This is a genomic window from Devosia sp. BK (assembly GCF_032907385.1).
Classification (GTDB): domain Bacteria; phylum Pseudomonadota; class Alphaproteobacteria; order Rhizobiales; family Devosiaceae; genus Devosia.
On record NZ_JAIMBX010000001.1, the window covers coordinates 531,407 to 549,705 of the forward strand.

Annotated in this window: 21 protein-coding genes; 12 read left to right on the forward strand and 9 right to left on the reverse strand. The window is 60.5% G+C overall.

The features are described from left to right. The first annotated feature begins 100 nt into the window (after positions 1-100). The 5 genes from DevBK_RS02545 to DevBK_RS02565 all read left to right on the forward strand — a co-directional run bounded on the left by DevBK_RS02545 (position 101) and on the right by DevBK_RS02565 (position 3,234). The gene (locus tag DevBK_RS02545) at positions 101-697 is read left to right on the forward strand and encodes a thymidine kinase (protein WP_061910631.1); all 597 of its coding nucleotides are present in this window, start codon (positions 101-103) and stop codon (positions 695-697) included. An 11-nt stretch (positions 698-708) separates the two neighbouring features. Further along, positions 709-1,086 carry an acyl-CoA thioesterase gene (locus tag DevBK_RS02550; RefSeq protein WP_244484205.1) on the forward strand — a complete coding sequence of 126 codons (378 nt, stop codon included), beginning with the start codon at positions 709-711 and terminating at the stop codon, positions 1,084-1,086. A gap of 79 nt (positions 1,087-1,165) precedes the next feature. Next, the gene (locus DevBK_RS02555) at positions 1,166-1,762 is read left to right on the forward strand and encodes a peptidase inhibitor family I36 protein (protein ID WP_317184367.1); all 597 of its coding nucleotides are present in this window, start codon (positions 1,166-1,168) and stop codon (positions 1,760-1,762) included. 119 nt (positions 1,763-1,881) lie between these two features. Further along, positions 1,882-2,553, forward strand: coding sequence for an SH3 domain-containing protein (locus DevBK_RS02560; RefSeq protein ID WP_061910634.1), 672 nt, complete (start codon positions 1,882-1,884; stop codon positions 2,551-2,553). A 108-nt stretch (positions 2,554-2,661) separates the two neighbouring features. After that, positions 2,662-3,234, forward strand: a complete 573-nt coding sequence (locus DevBK_RS02565) for an SH3 domain-containing protein (RefSeq protein WP_317184368.1) — start codon at positions 2,662-2,664, stop codon at positions 3,232-3,234. A 91-nt stretch (positions 3,235-3,325) separates the two neighbouring features. Here the strand turns inward: DevBK_RS02565 and DevBK_RS02570 are convergent, their stop codons facing one another. Next, the gene (locus DevBK_RS02570) at positions 3,326-3,622 is read right to left on the reverse strand and encodes a hypothetical protein (RefSeq protein ID WP_062631663.1); all 297 of its coding nucleotides are present in this window, start codon (positions 3,620-3,622) and stop codon (positions 3,326-3,328) included. A 183-nt stretch (positions 3,623-3,805) separates the two neighbouring features. On the opposite strand from DevBK_RS02570, the gene DevBK_RS02575 reads away from it, so the two are divergent. Both DevBK_RS02575 and DevBK_RS02580 read left to right on the forward strand, forming a co-directional pair. Further along, the gene (locus DevBK_RS02575; protein WP_317184369.1) at positions 3,806-5,008 is read left to right on the forward strand and encodes a pyridoxal phosphate-dependent aminotransferase; all 1,203 of its coding nucleotides are present in this window, start codon (positions 3,806-3,808) and stop codon (positions 5,006-5,008) included. Between the two features lie 2 nt (positions 5,009-5,010). After that, positions 5,011-5,520: a 2'-5' RNA ligase family protein gene (locus DevBK_RS02580; protein WP_317184370.1), complete on the forward strand. Its 510-nt coding sequence runs from the start codon at positions 5,011-5,013 to the stop codon at positions 5,518-5,520. On the opposite strand, the gene DevBK_RS02585 is transcribed toward DevBK_RS02580, so the two are convergent. The 7 genes from DevBK_RS02585 to greA all read right to left on the reverse strand — a co-directional run bounded on the left by DevBK_RS02585 (position 5,517) and on the right by greA (position 12,869). After that, positions 5,517-6,653, reverse strand: coding sequence for a hypothetical protein (locus DevBK_RS02585; protein WP_317184371.1), 1,137 nt, complete (start codon positions 6,651-6,653; stop codon positions 5,517-5,519). The two genes, DevBK_RS02580 and DevBK_RS02585, sit on opposite strands and share 4 nt — an antisense overlap. A gap of 1,586 nt (positions 6,654-8,239) precedes the next feature. Further along, positions 8,240-8,725, reverse strand: coding sequence for a hypothetical protein (locus DevBK_RS02590; protein WP_317184372.1), 486 nt, complete (start codon positions 8,723-8,725; stop codon positions 8,240-8,242). A gap of 33 nt (positions 8,726-8,758) precedes the next feature. Further along, entirely contained in the window at positions 8,759-9,472 is a 714-nt protein-coding gene (locus tag DevBK_RS02595) for an HAD family hydrolase (RefSeq protein WP_317184373.1), read from the reverse strand. Continuing rightward, entirely contained in the window at positions 9,469-10,077 is a 609-nt protein-coding gene (gene lepB, locus DevBK_RS02600; protein ID WP_317184374.1) for a signal peptidase I, read from the reverse strand. Before lepB ends, DevBK_RS02595 begins: the two co-directional genes overlap by 4 nt. Positions 10,078-10,276: 199 nt before the next feature. Beyond that, positions 10,277-11,176 (reverse strand): LysR family transcriptional regulator, encoded by a 900-nt coding sequence (locus tag DevBK_RS02605; RefSeq protein ID WP_061910653.1) that lies wholly within the window; start codon positions 11,174-11,176, stop codon positions 10,277-10,279. Between the two features lie 111 nt (positions 11,177-11,287). Next, positions 11,288-12,238: a thioredoxin-disulfide reductase gene (gene trxB / locus DevBK_RS02610; protein ID WP_317184375.1), complete on the reverse strand. Its 951-nt coding sequence runs from the start codon at positions 12,236-12,238 to the stop codon at positions 11,288-11,290. A gap of 157 nt (positions 12,239-12,395) precedes the next feature. Beyond that, the gene (gene greA, locus DevBK_RS02615) at positions 12,396-12,869 is read right to left on the reverse strand and encodes a transcription elongation factor GreA (protein ID WP_061910657.1); all 474 of its coding nucleotides are present in this window, start codon (positions 12,867-12,869) and stop codon (positions 12,396-12,398) included. Between the two features lie 301 nt (positions 12,870-13,170). On the opposite strand from greA, the gene DevBK_RS02620 reads away from it, so the two are divergent. Continuing rightward, on the forward strand, positions 13,171-14,319 hold the full coding sequence (locus tag DevBK_RS02620; protein WP_317184376.1) for a PQQ-dependent sugar dehydrogenase: 1,149 nt from the start codon (positions 13,171-13,173) through the stop codon (positions 14,317-14,319). Positions 14,320-14,388: 69 nt separating this feature from the next. On the opposite strand, the gene DevBK_RS02625 is transcribed toward DevBK_RS02620, so the two are convergent. Further along, on the reverse strand, positions 14,389-14,598 hold the full coding sequence (locus DevBK_RS02625) for a cold-shock protein (protein WP_061910660.1): 210 nt from the start codon (positions 14,596-14,598) through the stop codon (positions 14,389-14,391). Positions 14,599-15,085: 487 nt separating this feature from the next. Between DevBK_RS02625 and DevBK_RS02630 the strand changes: the two genes are divergently transcribed. The 4 genes from DevBK_RS02630 to DevBK_RS02645 all read left to right on the forward strand — a co-directional run bounded on the left by DevBK_RS02630 (position 15,086) and on the right by DevBK_RS02645 (position 18,233). Beyond that, on the forward strand, positions 15,086-16,063 hold the full coding sequence (locus DevBK_RS02630; RefSeq protein ID WP_317185580.1) for a methyltransferase: 978 nt from the start codon (positions 15,086-15,088) through the stop codon (positions 16,061-16,063). 50 nt (positions 16,064-16,113) lie between these two features. Beyond that, positions 16,114-17,133 carry a low-specificity L-threonine aldolase gene (gene ltaE / locus DevBK_RS02635; RefSeq protein ID WP_317184377.1) on the forward strand — a complete coding sequence of 340 codons (1,020 nt, stop codon included), beginning with the start codon at positions 16,114-16,116 and terminating at the stop codon, positions 17,131-17,133. A 67-nt stretch (positions 17,134-17,200) separates the two neighbouring features. After that, complete coding sequence (locus DevBK_RS02640; RefSeq protein WP_317184378.1) at positions 17,201-17,566, forward strand: hypothetical protein; 366 nt, start codon at positions 17,201-17,203, stop codon at positions 17,564-17,566. Between the two features lie 55 nt (positions 17,567-17,621). Continuing rightward, positions 17,622-18,233 (forward strand): hypothetical protein, encoded by a 612-nt coding sequence (locus tag DevBK_RS02645; protein WP_317184379.1) that lies wholly within the window; start codon positions 17,622-17,624, stop codon positions 18,231-18,233. The last annotated feature ends 66 nt before the right edge of the window (positions 18,234-18,299 follow it).

An 18,299-nucleotide genomic window follows, 5' to 3' on the forward strand; every position in this document is an offset into this window, starting at 1 on the left:
ATTGGGAATAGTCCTCGCGCCGGCCTGCAGGCTGCGCCAAAAAGGGCTCGAACGCGCCTCGGCGGATTGCCAGAGTGGTTCGCAGCTTTTGGGGCGGACGATGGCCAAACTCTATTTTTCCTATGCCGCGATGAATGCCGGCAAATCCACCTTGCTGCTGCAGGCTGCCTACAATTATCGCGAGCGCGGCATGCGGCCGCTGCTTTTTACCTCGGCGCTTTATGTCGAGGACGGGGTCGGGCTGATTTCCTCGCGCATCGGCATCAGCGAGCCGGCGGAACTCTATTCGGCGGGAGACGACCTCTACCAGTCGATTAAGGACTTGCACGAAGAGTCAAAGGTCGATTGCGTTTTCGTCGATGAGGCACAGTTTCTCGAGCGCGACCAAGTCTGGCAATTGGCGCGCGTTGCCGACCGGTTACGCATTCCGGTCATGTGCTTTGGGCTGCGGACCGATTTCCAGGGCAAACTCTTTCCCGGCTCGATGGAGCTGCTTGCCGTCGCCGACGTGATGCGGGAAATCCGCACCATCTGCACATGCGGCGCCAAGGCGACTATGGTGGTGCGGCAAAGCATGGATGGGCGAGTGCTGACCGATGGCGATCAGGTTTCGATCGAAAAATCGGTCTACCTCTCACTCTGTCGCAAGCATTGGGAAGAAGCCGTGGGACGCTGGCCGGTGAAAGGACCGCGATGATGGATGACGCAATGAACGAACCGCTGGGCCAATTGACCATTCGCACTATGGCAATGCCGGCCGACACCAATGCGGCAGGCGATATTTTCGGCGGATGGGTGATGAGCCAGATGGACATCGCTGGCGCTATTGCGGCGGTCGAGCGGGTCAAAGGGCGCGTCGTGACCGTGGCGGTCGAGGCGATGACCTTCATCGCGCCCGTGAAGGTCGGCGACGTGCTCTGCGTCTATACGAGCATAGAGCGGATCGGGAATACGTCGATCACCATAGCGCTCGAAGCCTGGGTACGGCGCAACAGGCTCGATGACCGCAAGAAGGTCACCGAGGGTCGGTTTGTTTATGTGTCGCTCGACGACAACGGGCAAAAGCGCCCAATCCCGCCCGCCTGAATTCTGCATTCAGACTGCGTTCAGCCACGCCGCGCCAAAAAGGCAGCACGACATCGCCTTGCTCGTGGAGAGCCACACCATGAAAGCCATTCTTCTCGCTGCCGCTGCTGCGCTCGGTCTTTTTGCCAGCGTTTCCAGCGCTCAGGCCGAACCTGCATTCGCGACAACGACCGTGGAAGTCTATAGCGGACCGGGCTGGCAATATGGCGCGACGGGCTACTATATGAATAGCGGCCTGACGGTGGACGCCAACTGCTTTGGACGCGGCTGGTGCCAGGTAAACGGCAATGGACCAAGTGGGCCATTCATCGGCTGGGTGGAAGAGGGCGCCTTGGCTTTTGGGGGCTATCAGCCGCAGCCGCCACGTCCGCAGCCTGTTCCGCAGCCGCCCCGGCCACAGCCGGTGCCGCCGCCTGAGTATGAAGATGCCGGCGCTTGCTTTTACGCGCAGCGCAATTTCCGCGGCGACTCGTTCTGCGTCGATGTGGGCGAAGAGTATCCGCGCCTGCCGCGCGGCTGGGATCAGCGTATCCGCTCGGTCGAAGTTTTCGGCGATGCGGAGGTCGATCTCTGCACTGACAGCGACCTTTATGGACGCTGCGTGACGCTGCGCTCGGATTCCTCGCGATTGCCCTCTGGGCTCGACCGTCGCGTCCGCTCGCTAGAGGTTTACTAGCATTCGGATTCCGATTTCGGCTCCGGAACTCTTTTTCAGGCCACTCCGTTTCTAGCTCATAACAATTCCGCACCGGGGCACTGCGTCACCCGGGACGCGGCACACAGGGACTACTCACCATGAACCGCCACACCCGCAAAATGCTGCTCAATGTGACCACTGCCGTTGCAGTGGGTGCAACAGCACTTGTCGTTTTCCTGCCTGCCGCGCAGGCTGCCCCAGGTACCGTGACGAGCAATGTCAATGTGCGGTCCGGTCCGGGCACCAATTACGCCGTGGTCGACACCGTGCGCCGCGGCCAGGCTGTCGATGTGCAGCAGTGCCAGGGCTCCTGGTGCTATATCGCCAAGCCGGGTCCGGATGGCTGGATTTCCGCCAGCTATCTCAGCGCTGATGGCGGCGCCGTGAATCCACAGCAGCCGGGCATTTCCTTCGGCTTCAACCTTGGCCCCAATGGCCCGAACGTCAATATCGGTGTCGGCAACCAGCAGCCGCCGCGTCCTCCGGTGACGCCGCCCGTTGTGCAGCCGCCGCGCCCGCAGCCGGTCAGCGATGACGTCTGCTTCTACGATGGCTCGCGCTATCGCGGCCCAAGCTTCTGCCTCGCACCGGGCGACAACATCCGTGACCTGCGTGAATGGACCGACCGTATCTCCTCGATCCAGAACGAAGGCGGCTATTCGGTTCAGGTCTGCTCGGAGCCGAACTATCGCAATTGCCGGACCTATACGACGAGCGCATCGAGCCTCAACGACTATGACGATTACGTCGCTTCGATCCGCATCCGCTAAATTAACCAACGGCGCCCTAAACACAGGGCGCCGTTTTTCTATTCGGAATTGGCTGGGCACAGGCGAATAGGCTAGTGTCCGGCCAAACAGTATTGGTGGACAGAATCGATGAAGCGACTGCTTGGGTTAGGACTGGCTGTGTTGATGGGTCTGGCGAGCTTTACGCCTGCCTCCGCTTTTTCCGATACCGGATCGCATGGCTGGGCGCTGGTCGACCTTTCCCTCTCCAATGGTCCTGGCGCGGCCTATGGCCCAGCCGGCAGCATTGCTGAAAATACCGCTATCCGCGTGCTGCGCTGCCAGGTGAACTGGTGCCTCGTCGATAGCGGCCCGGAGCGCGGCTGGACGAGCCGTCAGGCTGTCGGTTTCGGCAAGACGCCGGAAGGCCCGCTGTTTTCGATTCAGCCCAATTACCCTGCCGGTGGACCGGGGAGCGTCTGCTTTTATGAAGGGCGGAATTTCTCGGGCGCCTCGCTGTGTGCGGGGCCGGGGCAGGTTTTTACCGATCTTAAGCTTTACGGCCAGGATAACCGGTTTAGCTCGGTCGAGATCACCGGTGACGTGTCGGTTGCGGCCTGCCGGGATCGTGGCTTCCAGTCCTATTGCGAGCGGATCATCGAGAGCCAGCCGGTTATGGACCAGTATCTCGTGCGCAATCTCTCCTCGATCCGCGTCTATTAACGCGACCGTTCACGCAAAAAAAAGGCCGGCTGAGCCGGCCTGAGGACTTTGAAGAAAAGCCGCGCAGAGGGCAACTCGCGGCAGGCACTGATCAGCGTTGTTTGGGCGCTGACCAATTGGTGACGCGCCGACGGGGCGGCACGGAAGCAGGAATGCGGTTGCGCCAGACATAACGGCTGACCTCGAACATCATGGTCAAAACCAGAATGGTCAGCGGGACCATGAAGACGGCAACCTGCGCATCGGGTTGAGCCGCAAGATCGGCCGCCAAGGCGGGCGTAACACCGGCGAGGAGGGCGCCGGAGAGGCCGAGGGCAACAGCAAAACCTGATGCGATTGCGACCTTGATCTTGAGGCTCTTACGACCGCGAGACGGAGTAGTTTGCATGGGATAGGCGTCTCATCAGTTAAGATGCCTCAGCTAACCACGCAAATAGGGTTCGAGTGTGACGGGTCGCCATGATGGCTTGACCATTTTCTGTCCGAAATGCGGCAGCGATTTCGCGTGCGGTGGGCAGTTGCCGGACGCGATGGCTTTGCTTATTCATGCCGGCATTGACCGGAGGCAGACATGGCTTTTCTTTCCGACGCACTGGGACGCGTCGCCACATCGGCGACCATGGCAATCACCCAGAAAGCACGCGTGTTGGCGCAAGAAGGGCGGGACATCATCGCGCTTTCCGCAGGAGAGCCGGATTTCGACACGCCAGAGCATGTGCGCGACGCGGCCAAGAAGGCCATGGACGAGGGCAAGACGCGCTACACCAATGTCGATGGCATTATCGAACTGAAGGAAGCAGTGGCGCGCAAGTTCAAGCGCGACAATGGGCTCGACGTGACGGCGGCGGATTGCTTCGTATCCTCGGGCGGCAAGCAGATCATTTTCAACGCGCTGATGGCGACGCTGAATCCGGGTGATGAGGTGGTCCTTCCCGTGCCCTATTGGGTGAGCTATCCCGAGATTACGCGGCTTTGCGGGGCAGAGCCGGTGTTCGCCATGGCTGATGCTTCGACGGGCTTCAAGCTGTCGCCGGAAGCGCTGGAGGCGGCGATTACGCTGCAGACCAAGTGGCTGATCCTGAATACGCCGTCGAATCCCACAGGCGCGGCTTATTCGGCCGCGGAGTTGCGCGGGCTGGCGGATGTGCTGCTGCGGCATCCGCAGGTGTACATTCTCACCGACGATATCTACGAAGTGCTGGTCTACGATGGCGGCAGCTTTGCAACGCTGGCTCAGGTGGAGCCAAAACTGCAGGAGCGGACGCTGACGATGAATGGCGTGTCGAAGTCGCATGCCATGACTGGCTGGCGCATCGGCTATTGCACCGGGCCGCGGCCGCTGTTGGCGGCGATGACGAAGTTGCAGGGACAATCGACGTCGAACCCGACCTCGATCTCGCAATGGGCGGCGGTGGCGGCGCTCGACGGGCCGCAGGACTTTTTGGCGGATTGGCGACGGGTGTTCCAGGAGCGTCGCGACCTGGTGGTCAAGGGGCTCAATGCCAATACCGGGCTCGACTGCCTGACGCCCGAGGGCGCATTCTACGTGTTCCCGTCGTGCAAGCGGCTCTTGGGCAGGACTACGGCCGGTGGGGCCAAGCTTGAGACTGACGAGGATTTCGTGATGGCGCTGCTCGAGGAAACCGGGGTGGCGCTGGTGCATGGCACGGCGTTTGGCCTGCCGGGGCATTTCCGACTGAGCTATGCGGCGAGCAATGCGGAGCTGGAAGAGGCGATCAAGCGCATCCAGCAGTTCTGCGCGGGAATTTCCTGAGCGTGGCGGTTGCCGTAACGCTGCTGTTCGATCCGGTTGCCACCGCCTCGGTGCGGGAAATCTGGCATCGGATGGCGGAACTGGGGATCAGTTCGAGCATGCTCGATCTGCACTACCCGCCGCATCTGACGCTGATCGTGGTCGAGGATGAGGGGATGGCGGGGCAGCTTGATCGCGCCTTGCCGGATCTGGCGCAAGATGCGCGGCTCAATTTGACGCTTGGGCCGCCGGGGCGGTTTGTAGACACCGATGTCGTGTGGCTCGGCGTCGATGGTGCCGGATTGCGCGAGCTACAGGCCAAGGCGGCGACTTTGGTGGGTGATGCTGCCATTGCGCCGCACTATCGACCCGACGCCTGGGTGCCGCATGTGACGCTGCAGACGGCGGGGCATGGGGATGCGGCGCTTGAACTGGCGCATACGATGTGGCCGACACAACAGGCTGCCGAGGTGCGCACGATCGAGCTTGTGGGTTTCAGCCCAATCGTGACGCTCAAACGTCTCGGGGTTTAGCCGAGGAGACCCGCGAGGCTGAAGCCTGGCGTGGACTTGCTGGCACTGCCGCTGCTGGCGCCCAACTGGTTGAACATTTCCATGAGCTTGTTGGATGAAGAATAGTTGGCGACGGCCGCCTCATAGAGCTTGTCGGACCAGCCGGCGGCCTGGCGTTCCTCGGCGCTGAGCGAGGAGAATGCCGAGATGACATTCTGGCTGAACGCGGTGGGGTCTGAGGATTTGGACGCAGATTTGAGGCCGGCCATGAGCACGGCGCTCGATTTGGTGCGCAGTTCGGACTTTGCGGCCGCAACTTCTTGGGACGAGAACTGGCTTTCCTTGTCGAGGACGATGGACGAGAGCGTGCGGCTCGATAGATCCGACAGATCGATAAAGGCGCCCGTGCCGTTCGGTTTGAAGGTCGGGATTTTGCCGGCGGCGGTGGCATCGGCATAGCGCTTGTCGATGGTGGTGCGGGCGTTAGTTGCAAGGCTCGCCATGGACTGGTCGAGCGCGCCGCGGGTTTCGAGAAGCTTGATATAGGTCGCGACGGGATCATTCTCGCCAGCTTCAGGCAAGGTCTTGGAATCGATCTGGAGTTGCTTGAGGCCTTCGGTAACCGCAGCGCGCGAGGCCTGCCAATCGGCACTGGCTTTTTCCTCGGGGCCAAGAGCGTCGAGGAAGGTCGCTGCGGCATTGTAGAGGCCGGTGTAATTGCCGGTGACCTTCGCAATGGACAGCGGGCCTGCGAGGGCCGCTTCCATGCGACGCTGCATTTCGAGCTTGGCGGCGTCGTTTTGGTCGGCGGCAAAACTCTTGTCGCTCGCCATCGCATAAAGCTCGCGAGAATCAAGGCTCGACATATCCAGCGCCAATTCGCCGTTTTGGAGCGGCGATTTACGGCCGGCGGCTTCGAGCAATTCGGTCAGCTTGGTGCGCGCATCGGCGAGGACTGCGGCGAAGGAGCGCTCGGAGAGGGCTGCTTTTGCCGCGTCTGACAGCGTGATGGAGGTGGCAGAGGATGATGTGGCGGTTGCCGTGGTCGTCGTCTGTGTTTTGGCGCTGGCGGTTGCCGTCGTTGCGGCGGAGGCGCTGCCCGACGATGTCGCGGTCGAATAGGCGGTGTAATAGGAATTGGTGATGGCGACCATGGCAGCGTTCTCCTTGCTACCAATGGTTAAGCAAACCTTGTGCCGTTTAATTTACGTTTGAAATCAACGATGTAGAAATAGACGAATTGGCCAGACGGCATGTTTTGCCGGGTGCGCTGAGCAAATTGTATCGAGGGAGGGGAGAAATAAAGAGGCCCCACCCGAGGGGATGGGTGGGGCCAGGGGTCTTCGGCAGAGCCGCTGACCTTGGAGGGGTGGTACACCACGTACACCACCTTCAAGACGGACTATCTGACTTTGTCGGTTTAACGACAAACGCTCAATGAGAAGGGCTGCCATGCAGAATCGCTGCAGCGAAAAAAAGGGGCTCCAACCGAAGTTGGAGCCCAATGATAGGGCCGAAGCCAAATCGTAAGTGTTGGCCCGATGCAAGGGAGGAGGATTTGCACCAAGCCGGTGGGCCATAACCGAGGGAGGAGGATACGGTTACAACCCGGTGTCGGGCGTCGCGGGTCCTTGGGAGGAGGATAAGGAGCGGCGTCGCATCGACAAGACCGAATATAGATTTTGACCGTTTGGTCAGCAATGCGGGTTCCAACATGTCAGCTATGCAATAGGCACAGCGACATTCTGTCCAAAATTTGAGCAGCTTGTATGGAAGTGGTGTGAGGGGGCGATTGGAGGGTGAGGGGCGGGGAAAGGCCGCCAGCTCCTTGAGCGGGTGTTTCCGCCTCCGGCGCACTCCGCTCACCGTGCTTCCCTCAGGCTTGACCCGAGGGGCACTCCGCTAGGCACTGATGTTCGTGGCTCCCGCGTGGACCCTCGGGGCAAGCCCGAGGGAAGTTCGATGGGTGGGAGAGTTTAGTGCCGGAAAGGACAAGGGGGGGGGGTGGCCCCGGATTGTACGGAGAGTGTTCTTGCTGGGTGGCATCTCAGGATGGGCCCCGGCTTTCGCCGGGGTGACAATTGAGTTTGAGATGAGACCGGTGACGTAGCTGTACCGCCAGCGCGGTGGCTGGCCTGTCCAAATGCGTTTGGGCAAAAAAAGAGGCTCCAACCGAAGTTGGAGCCTGATGACTGGGCCGAAGCCAAATCGAAAGTGGGGCAGAGGCAAGGGAGGAGGATATGCCATCTGCCGTGAGCCTTGGGTCTAGGGAGGAGGAAAAGACCCTTAGCTCGGTGTCGCGATACGGGATCCGAGGGAGGAGGAGTTCGGAGCGCGTCTCAGCGACACGACCTATATGTACTCTACTGACTTAGTCGGCAATACGGCCACTGACATGTCAGCCATGCATTTTTGCAAGGCTGCTGAAAAAATTGCAAACGCGTGCATTCGGCAAAAGCACAAGCGCCACGTTATCAAATCAGAAGGGGGGGAAAGAAAAAGGCTTCGCCCGAGGGGAGAGCGAAGCCTTAGAGGGTCGGGCCGAAGCCCGAAGGAGGGAACGCAGCGCGTTGCAAGGGAGGAGGAGAAACATCCGCGCTGTGATGTGCTCGATATATGAGCGCCTTGCCCATTCGCCAACCAGGGTACTGACATGTCAGGCATGCGATATGCGCATGTCTCGCCGAATTTCCGAGTTGAATCAACGACAAAGGCTCAATCTGCGGCGTGCTGACGCAGCCTAATTTATGGGCTGATCGACGAAGGATGCTGCCAACGAAGTGCGCAGCGCGTCACCGGTGTCGTATTCGATATCGTCCAGAACCCAGCCTTTGTCGGTTTTTATGAGATTGAGACGGTCGGAATAGTTGGCGGCGGAATCGCTGGTGAAGCTGTAGCTGATCTCGACCTTTGCAGTATCTGCATTGCTCTCGATTGCACCGACATCGCAACCATCGGCATAGTCCTGCCAACTGCGCCAGGGGAGGCCATCGCCGAGAGGCGGTTTTTCGTCGGGCGCCGCTGCTTGCAGTGCATCGCTCTCGGCCCAGGCGTCGACGACGATGACGGACAGGGCCGGAGACAATGCGTCTTCGATCGGCGACATATCGCCATCAAGGCTCGCGCGGCAAAAGGCGTCGCCGAAGTCAGCGGGGGTGGGCGATGCGGCCATGGCTGCTGCACTGGTCAGCAACAGTCCCATGGCGGTGAGAACAAGACGCAGCATGATTGAACTCCGCTTGGCGTGGCGGCGCCAAACCTAGCGCATTTGCTCGAAGGCGGCGATGGCGGCGTGCAACTCGCCCAGGTGCGGGATGCGGGCGTAGCGCGTTTCATTTGCCGGCTCTTCGGCGTGTTCATAGGACCAAGTCAGGTCATGCGGAACGTAGACGGCGAAAGCGCCAGCTTCGAGAGCGGGAAGAATATCGGAGCGGAGCGAATTGCCGACCATCACCGTGTGGGAGGCGCCATCGGTATGGGAATCGAAAATGCGGGCATAGGTCTTCGCATCCTTATTGGCGACGATTTCGATGGCGGAGAAAAAGTCAGCGAGGCCAGAGGCGGCGAGCTTACGCTCCTGATCGAAGAGATCGCCCTTGGTTACGAGGATCAGGCGGTATCTTTCTTGCAGGTTTGCCAGTGCGGCATCGACATAGGGCAACGTTTCGATGGGGTAGGTGAGCAATTCACGCCCTGCGGCGAGGAGTTCGGCAATGACGGTGGCCGGCACGCGATGTTCTGTGACTTCGAGCGCGGTCTCGATCATGGAAAGCGTAAAACCCTTCATGCCGAAGCCGTAGAATTGCAGGTTCTTGGCGCTTGAGGCGAGAAGGCGCTCACTCAGATTTGGCGCATCGGTATAGTCCTTGAGAAGATCGATGAAGCGCTGTTCGGTGAGGCGGATGAACTGCTCGTTTTGCCAGAGCGTGTCGTCGGCATCGAGGGCGATCGTGGTGATGCGGGGTGGGTTCATTTTGCGTCTGGAAAGCCTTCGAGGCGGTCGGTCCACGAGCCGGGCCGAGGGCTGAAAGTCAGGTTGTGAACAATGCCAAGAATGGCGCTTTCGTTGACGGGGCCGAAGAAGCGGCTATCGACGGCGTTGTCTCGGTTGTCGCTGAGGACGAAGTATTGACCCTCGCCGACCGTTTGAGCTTGCGTGTTGTCGAAATGGGAGTCGGTCGCCGTGCTGATGATGACGTGGCTGGAACCTTCGGCGAGCGCTTCGCGATAAAAGGCGCATTTCTCCGAGGGAGGGGTGAGGTCTGGGCAGCCGGCTTCGATGGGCGTGACGAGTTGGGTCTGCGCCAAAGGCGTCCGGTTAATAAAGACGATACCGCCGATGATGGTGACCATGTCGCCGGGAACGCCGATGATGCGGCTGACATGCACTTCGGTGCCCATGGAGAAGACGATGATATCGCCGCGCTGCTTATCGGCCGCGTAGGGGACGGCAAGGAAGGTATCGCCCTCGCCGAGGGTCGGCATCATCGAGGACGAGGGGACGGTATAGAAGGGCGCGGCGAGGGCAGGGGTGGCGAGGGTGCAGAGGGCGATCGTCAGGGCGAGATTGTGGCGCATTGCTGGGTCACCATTTTAGCGCGACGGGCTCTGGATCCGTTTTCCGAGATGAGCTCGCGACGGGTGCCGGAGGTCCCCGGCCTACGCCGGGGTGACGGTCAGGGGGTAAAGTGCCTGTTGTCATAACCGCCGATCCAGTAGCCATCATGCCCTTTTGATCTCAAATCGCTCCATTGAGGCGATTTGCCGTTTGGGACGATTAGAAGCTCCACTCTCTCGCCTTCGAGACCAAAAAGTCGCGGAAGACGCCGACGCGCTTGGAGTTTTTGAGGGCGGGTGGGTAGACGAAATAGGCTTCGTAGGCCGGGAGTTCGACTTCGGGAAGCACCTGGACGAGGCCGTCTTCCTTCTCGGTCACATAGGCCGGGAGCATGGCGAGGCCGATGCCGGCGCGGCAGGCTTGCATCATTCCGTAGATGGCATTGACCTTGAGGGAGGCGCGGCGCGGGCTCGATTCCGAGCGGCCCATGCGCTCGAGGAAGTTGATGTCGCCGAGATAAGACGGGACAGGCTCGCCGAAGCTGATGATGCGGTGATTGTCGAGATCGTCCAGCGAGCGCGGCATGCCGTGTTCGTCGATGTATGAATTGCTGGCGTAGAAGTAATTGTGGACCGTGAACAGCTTGCGCTGGATCATTTCCGACTGATTGGGGCGGTGGAGGCGGATGGCCACGTCGGCCTCGCGCATGGCGAGATCGAGTTCGGAATCGTTGAGGCGGATTTCGAGTTGGATCAGCGGATAAAGTTTCAAGAACTCATCGAGCCGCGAGGAGAGCCAGGTGGAGCCGATGCCGACTGTCGTGGTGACGATCAGGGGGCCGGTGGGCTCGTCCTGGCTTTCGGACATCTGCGTTTCCACCTGCTGCAATTCCCAGTGCATGCGGTGGGCGGTGCGGAAGAGCTGCTCGCCGACTTCGGTGAGCACCAGTCCGCGCGCGTGGCGAATGAAGAGTTTGAGGCCGAGATCGTCCTCGAGCGCTGAAATCTGCCGGCTGACGGCCGACTGGCTCATGCCGAGCTTTTCAGCGGCATGGGTGAAACTGCCCGACTCGGCGGCCGTGTGGAAAATCCGAAGCTTGTCCCAATCGAGCATTTTCATGACGCTTTCTCGTTAACGGTCAGCCGGTGAGCTGCAGCAGACCCGGCTTAGCCAAAAGTCGGGCATTCATTATGACGGTCGTGTCTTTTTCACAGAACATACTGACGCAGCCTACTCAGCCGCTTCGGCAAGTTCGTGTTCAGCAAGGAAGCGTTCCGCATCGAGCGCGGCCATGCAGCCCATGCCTGCGGCAGTGACGGCCTGACGATAGACATCGTCGGTCACGTCGCCCGCGGCAAAGACGCCCGGAATATTGGTTTCGGTGCTGCCGGGTTTGACCTGCAGGTAGCCGCCCGGCTTCATGTCGAGCTTGCCGGCAAAAATTGCGGTGGCGGGCGCGTGGCCAATGGCGACGAAGACACCGTCGATGGGCTGCTCATAGATGCGGCCGGTGGCGTTATCCTTGAGGGTGACCGCATTGACCGATGGCGGCATAGGCGTGCCATTGACCTCGGCGATCTCATGATGCCAGCGCACTTCGATCTTGGGGTTCTTGAAGAGGCGTTCCTGGAGGATGCGCTCGGCGCGGAATTCGCCGCGACGATGCACCATGATCACCTTCTCGGCGAAGTTGGTGAGGAAGAGGGCTTCTTCGACAGCCGTATTGCCGCCGCCGACGACGAGCACCTGCTTGCCGCGATAGAAGAAGCCATCGCAGGTGGCGCAGGCGGAGACGCCAAAGCCCTGGAACTTCTGCTCGGATGGCAGGCCGAGCCACTTGGCCTGGGCGCCGGTCGAGATGATGATGCTATCGGCGGTGTAGGTATCGCCGCTATCGCCCGTGAGGACGAAGGGGCGGCGGTCGAAATCGACATGGGTGATGATGTCGTTGACCATCTTGGTGCCGACATGCTCAGCCTGCGCTTTCATCTGGTCCATGAGCCAGGGGCCCTGGATGACGTCGGCGAAGCCGGGATAGTTTTCGACATCGGTAGTGATGGTGAGCTGGCCGCCCGGTTGAAGGCCCTGAATCATCACCGGCTCGAGCATGGCGCGCGCAGCATAAATCGCGGCGGTATAGCCGGCAGGACCGGAGCCAATGATGATGACTTTCGCGTGCATCGCGACGCCTCTCAAATAAAAAAGGAAAACTCCCTCAGGGCCTAATTAAGAGCCGATGAGGTTCGGTTTCAAGGCACTATGACGACGGGCCCCGTTCGGGGCCCGTGAAAGTGCTGGAAAGACACAGTATATTGGGCCTCAACCCGCAAAAACCGCGTCAGACGTACTTGATCTTGACGATCTCATAGCTGCGCGAGCCGCCCGGCGCCGCAACCTCGAACGAATCGCCCTCGGATTTGCCGATCATGGCGCGGGCGATGGGCGAGGAAATGGAGATGCGGCCGGCCGAGGCATCGGCTTCCGGGTCACCCACGACCTGATAGGTCTTTTCCTCTTCGGTGTCCTCATCGACATAGGTCACGGTCGCGCCGAACTTGACGGACGAGCCCGAAAGCTTGCTCACATCGATGATGTCGGCGAGCGCGAGGAGCGTTTCAAGCTCCTTGATGCGGCCCTCGTTGAGGCTCTGCTGTTCCTTGGCCGCCGAATATTCGGCGTTTTCAGAAAGGTCCCCGTGAGCGCGGGCTTCAGCGATGGCGTCGATGATGCGACGGCGCTCGTTGCTGGTGCGGTGCTCGAACTCTGCAGTCAGGGCCTTGTGTCCCTGGACGGTCATCGGGACCTTATCCATATCGTCTCGCCTCCAATGGGCTTCAGGCAAATGAATCCGGCGCGCCCTGACGGTTCCACATGGAAACGCCACCGCGCGCCTTGATCAGGTTGTAGGTTGGGTCCGACCAGTGCGATCGCGACCCTGCATGATGTCTCCCGCCAAACGCCGTTCGGCCAAAGCTTCACGATAAGTTTTGAGGGAGATGAGGCCAACTTGCCCGCGCGACGCGTTGCGGTCAAGCCAGTGTGTGTAGTGAGATATTCGCTTTATGCCACTGTTCAAGGGCACATTCCGCAAAACACCAGAAAGGCTATGCCTCATGCGACATTCCCTGCCAGTTCTGCCGCTTGTTACCCTCTCCCTGATGCTTTCGGTCGCATCGAACGCACAGGGGCAGACTGTGGACAGTAGCGCCGGATCGCTTACCGCGACGGTGGTGGCCGATGGCCTGGAGCATCCGTGGGGATTGGCCTTCCTGCCTGATGGGCGGTTTCTCGTGACCGAGCGAAGCGGGCAATTGCTGGTCCTCGACGATGCCGGTGAGCGGATCACCGTCGATGGGGTGCCCGAGGTCGTGGCGCGCGGGCAGGGCGGCTTACTCGATGTGGTTCTGGCACCTGACTTCGAGACGAGCGGCAGGCTGTTCATGACCTTCTCAGAGCCTGCAGAATCAGCGGGTTTGCAGCGGGGAACGGGGACGGCTGTGTTGGCGGCGAATCTTGTTCTGGAGGATGGCGCGGCGCGGTTGGAAGATCAGTCGGTGATCTTCCGCATGAACAACTTTGACAATTCGACGCGGCATTTCGGTTCGCGCATCGCCATCGGGCAGGACGGCAAACTCTTCGTTACGCTTGGCGACCGCGGAACGATGGACCGGGCGCAGGATGCTGAGGATCTCGCGGGTGGCGTGGTGCGTATCGGGCCCGATGGGTCGGTGCCGGCGGACAATCCAAAGACGGAGGGCTGGGCGCCAGAATTCTGGAGCATCGGTCATCGTAATCCGCAGGGCGCGACGATCAGGCCATCGGACGGTGCACTCTTTACCGTGGAGCACGGGGCGCGCGGCGGGGATGAGGTCAACATGCCCACGGCGGGCGACAATTTCGGCTGGCCGATCATCACCTATGGTGTCGACTATTCGGGCCTGTCCATCGGCGAGGGAACCGAGAAGGAGGGGCTGGAGCAGCCGATCCACTATTGGGATCCATCCATTTCCCCGTCGGGCCTCGACTTCTATGAAGGCACGCTTTTGGCTGATTGGGAGGGTGACTTACTACTTGGCGGCTTAAGCGGGCAGGTATTGGTGCGGCTCGATATGGATGGCAATGCCGTGGTGGGCGAAGAGCGGCTGTTCGAAGGACAACTCGGGCGCATCCGTGATGTGCGTGTGGCGGGAGATGGCGCGATTTATCTGCTGACCGACGCTGAAAACGGCAGGCTGATCCGCGTGGCGCCCGACGGGCAATAGGCTTCCATCAACCCAAAACAAAAGCGCGCCCGCATGCGGACGCGCTCCATCGATTGGACGAACCTTGGCTTAGCTGGCCACTAGATTGTCGGCGGCAGACTTGCCCGTCCGCTTGTCCTTGACGATTTCGTAGGTGATCTTCTGGCCTTCATCCAGGCCATTCAGGCCTGAACGCTGGACGGCGGAAATGTGGACGAAAACGTCCGCTCCACCTTCATCCGGCTGGATGAAGCCAAACCCTTTTTGGCCATTAAACCACTTAACGGTGCCCGTTGCCATGATGCGCGTTCCCTCGTGCAGTCGCTGCAATATGACCCCAATCGATGCACCCGACCGGGATCTAGACGATATCGAATGTTCGGAAAGTGACGTCAGCATTAGCGAATGGCATTCGCGTCGTTAAATCAGTCGGCCGCAATATTCGATCCGTTCACCCTAGCGTGAAACAAACCTTGCGACAATATGTGGTTTTTCCAACAAGTATGGCCCAGCAGAATTGAATTTCTGCCAGGCTGCAATCGATATCAATGCCGCAACGCTCCGGTTTCAGCGGAGCAATCCAGGACGTCAGGGAGGCTGGCGGGCCTGGAGAGGTTGAGGAGGGCTCCCCAAACTGGGCGTGTTGTAGCCTAGAGCCGTGCCGATAGAAAGCCTCGACGCACGCAATCACGACGATGTTGCGCGCATTTATCTTGCCAAGACCCGGCTTTTCCGGCACACCCCGCGCGCCGCGCAAGGTTGGCGGTTTTCTCGAAAGTTCCTCGTCTTGACCAAGGCGTTTTACTCCTCCGGCGATGTCATTGCCGACCGACGGGCGGACTATGCCCGCATGCTGGCCGAAGGTGGCGACTACGCCGCAGCGGCCGAACTGATGGGGCAGGCGCTGGAGCTGGCGCCGGAATGGGCGGCCGGCTGGGACCTGCTTGGGACCTATAGCGAGAAAACCGGCGATGTCTCGGGCGCGATTTCTGCCTGGCGTCGGCTCGAAGCGCTCGATGACGAAGGTGTCTTCGGCGCGCGGCTGAAGCTCGCGGCTCATGACGCGGGCGCGGCGGGTGAAGGCACCGCGACGAGCTATGTCGAAGCGCTGTTCGACCAATATGCGCCGCAGTTCGAAGATGCGCTGGTCGGCAAGCTGGGCTACCGGGTGCCGGAAATTATCGACGCTATGGTGGTCGAGGAAATGGGGCGTCTGGGGATCGCCCGTTTTGCCAAGGCGGTGGACCTTGGCTGCGGCACGGGCCTGATGGGCGAGCGGCTGCGGCAGAAGGTCGATTTCCTCGAAGGCGTCGACATTTCTGCAGCGATGATTGCCGAAACTGCGCGCAAGGGGATCTATGACAGCCTGCAGAAGGCAGAGCTGGTGGCCGCGCTGAATACGCGGCGCGCCGAGGCTGACCTGATGACCGCGGCGGATGTTTTCATCTACTGCGGTGCGCTGCAGCCTGTATTGGCGGCCTTGGTGCCGGCGCTGAAGCCCGGCGGGCTCGTGGCCTTTTCGCTTGAGGCGCATGATGGGGAAGAAGCGCTCTTCCTCCGCCCAAGCCTGCGCTATGCCCATGGCGTTGCCGCGACGCGCGATGCGCTGGTGGTGGCGGGCCTCGATATCCTGCGGTTTGAGACCGCGGTCTTGCGGATGGACCGGGGAGCGCCGATTACGGGCATCCTGGTCGTGGCGCAGAAGCCGATGATCGAATTGACCGCGGCCAATGACGGCGAAGCCGGCGACCACGTCGCCGCCTAGCCAAATCTCTCCCGCCTTGGCACAAGGGGAGCGTCCGACTGGAGGCTCCCATGAATAGCATTCGCCACGATTTTCGCTCCGACACAGTGACAAGGCCAAGCCAGGGCATGCGCGCCGCCATGGCTGCGGCCGAAGTGGGCGACGACGTTTTTGGCGATGATCCGACGGTCAATCTGCTCGAGCAGAAAATGGCAGGTCTCTTGACCAAGGAGGCCGCAATTTTCGTGCCTTCGGGGACGATGTCCAATCTTCTCGCCCTGATGAGCCATTGTGGGCGTGGCGAGGAGTTTATCGCTGGACAGAATGCCCATCTCTACAAATATGAGGCGGGCGGCGCTGCCGTGCTCGGCTCGATCCAGCCGCAGCCGATTGCGCATCGGGCCGACGGCACGATGAACCCGAAGGAAATCGAGGCAGCGATCAAGGCGCCGGGCGATAGCCATTTTGCTGTTACGCGCGTCATTGCACTCGAGAACACCTTTGGGGGCCGTGTGCTTCCCGTCGATTATATGAACGAAGTCGCTGGCATTGCGCGCAAGCACGGGTTGGGGCTGCATCTCGATGGCGCGCGGGCGTTCAATGCCGTGACGAAATTGGGCTTGGGGATCGCCGAGTTTTCGGCGCCGTTCGATACGGTTTCCATCTGCCTTTCCAAAGGGTTGGGGGCGCCGGTTGGATCGGTCCTCGTTGGGCGCAAAGATCTGATCGACACGGCACGGCGGCATCGGAAAATGCTGGGCGGCGGTATGCGGCAGGCAGGGATGCTGGCGGCGGCGGGGCTCTATGCGATCGAGAACAATGTGGTGCGCTTGGCCGAAGACCATCGCCGGGCAAAGCGGCTGGCCGAGGGGCTGGCAGGGCATAAGGCGCTGAAGTTGACGATGCCGGATACCAATATTCTCTGGGTGGAGGCCGAGCCCGAACTGGGCGATCGGCTCAGCCATTATCTTGGCGAGAATGGCGTCGGCATTACCGGGCGCTATGGACAACAGCGTTGGGTGACGCATCTCGATGTCAGCGATGAAGATATCGATGGCGCTTTGGCTCTGGTGGATCGGTTTTTCGTCTGATGGCAAACGGGTTTGGCGGCAACCAGTGGGTGCGGTCTGGCATTAGGGCAGCACGGAGGAGCTGCCCATGCTCAGGTCTGTTCTTGGCTATATCGGCGCGATCAAATGGTCCGTGCTGGCCTTCGTGCTGTTTTTGATCGGCGGTTTTGCAAGCCTCGGCATGCTTGGCATGGCGCTTTATGGCGTCGCGTTTCCGGTAGTCTCGATGTTTTATCCGCCGCTTGATGACTGGAACGGGCCCTGGGTCTGGCCGGTGCTGATCGCGGTGGGGCTGATCTGGCCGTTTAGCTTTCTCGTGGCGGGTCCCGTTGGCTATGCGCTCAAGCAGCGGGGCGTCGGGGATTGGCCGCGGCGACTGACCTATCTTCTCATTTTATGGATTGGCGCCGTTGTGAGCTGGCTGATCGTGCTCGCCACTAGTTTTCCGGGCTAGCCTTGGTTTTGCCGCGCGGGTCCTCAAAGCTGAGCGAAAGATAGGGAGTAGCAAAATGGTGTTTCGTGCGACGACGATCATTGTAGCGGCAGGTCTGTTGACCGGGCCAGCCTTGGCACAGGACCAGGTTGTGATCGATTATAATGACGGCAATGCCCTCGATATTGCGGATACAGCGCAGTGGAGCCCGATCGCCGAAAAGATCGGTGGCGGTGTTGAGGTGCTTGGTGAGGTGAAGGGGGCTTTTACCAAGGCTGGGGCGGACGAGATCGGATATCTCGTGAGCAATGGATCGCCGGCTGCGGCCGATCCCTTCCCGAAGCTCGATCAGCGTCTCGTTGTGTTTGCTGGCGACGAACAGGTGGCCGATTGGGCATTGCCAGAGGATGCGGCGTTTTCACGGCCCGTGGTGGCGGTTGATCTCGATGGGGACGGGATCGATGAGCTCGTGGGCGAGGGGAGCTTTTACAATATGGGGACGATGGCGATCGGGCTCAGTGCGGTCAAGCTCGGCGACGCGCCCGAGGTGATCCAGACGCTGCCCGATGTCTATATCGATAGTTGCGATGCCAGTGTGGGGCAGCGGAGCATCGAGGCTAGCGTCGTCAGTGTTGTCGATGGGAAGCTGACGTCGCAGACGACGACTGAAGATTGTCCGGCGAAGTAACGTGCGCCTAGCTTTGCTAAGCCTTCGGGCCTAGCGTCGCTACCTCCCTCTATTTAGAGGGAGGCA